This window comes from Streptomyces sp. NPDC004561, assembly GCF_053602155.1.
The window spans coordinates 1-2653 of sequence record NZ_JBSGDB010000768.1 but is presented as its reverse complement, the minus strand read 5'-3'; the positions used below and the strand labels follow the sequence as shown (position 1 = coordinate 2653).

Annotated in this window: 2 protein-coding genes and 1 pseudogene; all 3 read left to right on the top strand. The window is 73.4% G+C overall.

Annotated elements, in window-relative coordinates:
- Nucleotides 1–1216: GNAT family N-acetyltransferase (locus ACWEN3_RS44980; RefSeq protein ID WP_452984034.1), on the top strand; the 1216-nt coding region annotated here is incomplete at its 5' end.
- On the top strand, nucleotides 1213–2379 hold the full coding sequence (locus ACWEN3_RS44975; RefSeq protein WP_452984032.1) for a LuxE/PaaK family acyltransferase: 1167 nt from the start codon (nucleotides 1213–1215) through the stop codon (nucleotides 2377–2379). The genes ACWEN3_RS44980 and ACWEN3_RS44975, both read left to right, overlap by 4 nt.
- Nucleotides 2376–2653: pseudogene (locus ACWEN3_RS44970) on the top strand (hypothetical protein); the annotation flags it as partial. The gene ACWEN3_RS44975 and the pseudogene ACWEN3_RS44970, both read left to right, overlap by 4 nt.

Sequence of the window (2653 nt, the reverse complement as noted above, 5' to 3'; positions counted from 1 at the left end):
GGTGGCTCGGCAGGCGCGCCGACGCCGCCACGCAGCGGACGCCCGCCGCACCGGCGCCGGTACCGGCGGGAGACCCGTCGTGACCGTGGCCCTCTCCCCCGCACACGTCCAGGACATCGCGGAACTGCGGCAGTTGTACTTCGAGGTGTACGGCCACGGCTACCCGGTGCCGCTCGGCAGCGACCCGGTGGTCATGCGCCGGCTGATCACGGCCGGCACCGCGCACTGGCTCACCGCTCGCGCGTCGGGCGGCGCCCTGGTCGGCTCCGCCGTCGTCCTCACCGAGCCGGGCAGCCGCATCGGCAAACTGGTCGGCCTCGCGGTGCACCCCGGCCATCGCGGCGGCGGACTGGCCTCCCGGCTGACCGGCGCGGTCTGCGCCGAGGCGTTCGCCACCGGCCGCCTCGACTCGGTGTACGCCACCGTCCGCGTGGTCACCGCCGGCCCTCAGCACGTCGTCGTACGCAACGGTTTCCGGCCGCTCGGCCTGCTGCCGAACGCCGTGGAGGTCGAAGGGTGCGAGACGCTCGCGCTGTTCGCCCGCTACGCCGACGGTGTGCTGGAACGGCGCGAGCCCGTGGCGAGCGTGCCCGAGCGGCTGTCGGCGCTGCTGTCCGCCGCATCCACCGGCGTGGGCATCAACTACTCCCGCACGCGAGACGTCCCCTCCCGCGGCGCGGTGCGCGCGGCCGCCGGTGCCGAGCCGATCGAGCTGATCGCGGCCCCGGGCTTCGTGCGCCGGCGCTTCCTGGAGCTCTTCCCCGAGCCCGGCGACCGCTTCTTCCCGCTGCACACGCCCAACGCGGTCCTGGTGGCCGCCGACGGCAGCTTCGAGGCGTACGCCGACCTCGACCCCGTCGCCGGCAGCTGCGCCCTGGTCGCCGTCCACCCCCGCCCGTCCGCGGTGGCCGGCGCCCTGGAGGGGCTGATGGCCACGGTGACCCGCGCGGGCGCGGACTACGCCGAGGCGCTGCTGCCGTTGGCCGACACCGAGGCCCTGGAGGTGTTCCTCGACTCGGGGTTCGTGCCGAGCGCGGTCTACCCGGCGATGCGCCGTATCCACGACCGCCTCCACGACTACGTGGTGCTGTCGCGCACCAGCCGTCAGATCGACTTCCGCACGACCGCCGTCAGCCCGCTGCTCCAGCCGTACCTCGGGGCCTACCTGAGTGCCTGGACCACCACCTACCTGCCCCTTCACGAGGTGTCCCGATGAAACCCCATCTCGCTCCCGTCGAGGTTCCCGATCCGGCGGCGCTCGGCCATGTGCAGCGGCTGTGCGACCTGGCGGAGCCGTACGCGCACGGCACCGCCGCCGACGAGCTGTTCGCCGCCGCGATGGCGGAGACCAACGCCTGGCACGCCCGCCGTTCCCGGTTCTTCGCCGACCTGCTGGAGGACCCGGCGGAGACTCCCGCTGCCGGCGTCGGGGAGGGGGTGAGCGCCCCGCTGGTGCCCGCCGCGTTCTTCAAGCGTCATGAGGTGCTGTCGATCCCGCGTGACGAAGTGTTCCTGCACCTGACCTCGTCCGGCACCACGGGCCAGAAGTCGCAGATGTTCTTCGACGAGTGGACCATCCGCTCGGCGCAGCGCATGGTGGCCCGGATCTTCGACCACTACGGCTGGATCACCCCCGAACAGCCGGTGAACTACCTGCTGTACAGCTACGAACCGGCGCCGTCGCTGAAGCTGGGCACGTCGTTCACCGACAACTACCTGTGCGACTTCGCCCCGGCCCGGCACACCACGCACGCGCTGCGGCACACCGGCACGGGCCACGAGTTCGACGTGAACGGCTGCATCGCCGCGCTCCAGCGGTACGCCGAGGACGACGTGCCGGTGCGCATCCTGGGCTTCCCCGCGTTCCTGTACTTCACCCTGGAGCGGATGCGGGCGACGGGCCTGCCGCCGCTGCGACTGCCCGAGGGTTCGCTGGTGGTGCTGGGCGGCGGCTGGAAGGGCCACGCCGACCGGCAGATCGGCAAGGACGCGTTCTACGCCGAGGTCACCGACCGCCTCGGCATCCCGGGGGACCGGGTCCGCGACACCTTCGGCTCCGTCGAGCACTGCGTGCCGTACGTCGAGTGCGCCGAGCACCGGCTGCACGTGCCCGTGTGGTCGCGTGCCGCCGTACGGGACACCGGGACGCTGCGCCCCCTGCCGTACGGGGAACGCGGCTTTCTGCACCTGGTCAGCCCCTACATCACCTCGGTGCCCGCGCACAGCGTGGTGATGGGCGACCTCGCGTCGCTGCACCCGGGCGCGGAGTGCCCGTGCCCGCTGTCCACCGACTGGTTCACCGTGCACGGCCGTGCCGGGGTGAGCCGCAACCGCAGTTGCGCGGTCGCCGCCGCCGAACTGATGAAGGGAATGTCGTGACCACCTCCGTACTCCACCTCTGGCAGGGCGAGTTCATCGACGAGGCCGAGGCCGGCCGGCGGCTCGCCGGGCTGCCGGAGGCGGCCGCGCGGGTCCTGACGCGTCCCCTGCCCACCGACGTGGTGCTCGGCGCCTGTGCGGCGGTCGCCCGTGACCTGGCCGATCCCGCGTCCGAGCTGTACGGCCGGCTGGCCGCGCACCTGCCCGCCGACGAGGCCGCGCCCGTCCTGGCCGAGGTGGCCGCCGCGCTCACCCGGGAGGCGCTGGAGCGCAA

Excerpts from the sequence above, each read along its gene's own strand:
- ACWEN3_RS44975 (WP_452984032.1), top strand. The coding sequence starts at position 1,213 with ATGAAACCCCATCTCGCTCCCGTCGAGGTTCCCGATCCGGCGGCGCTC.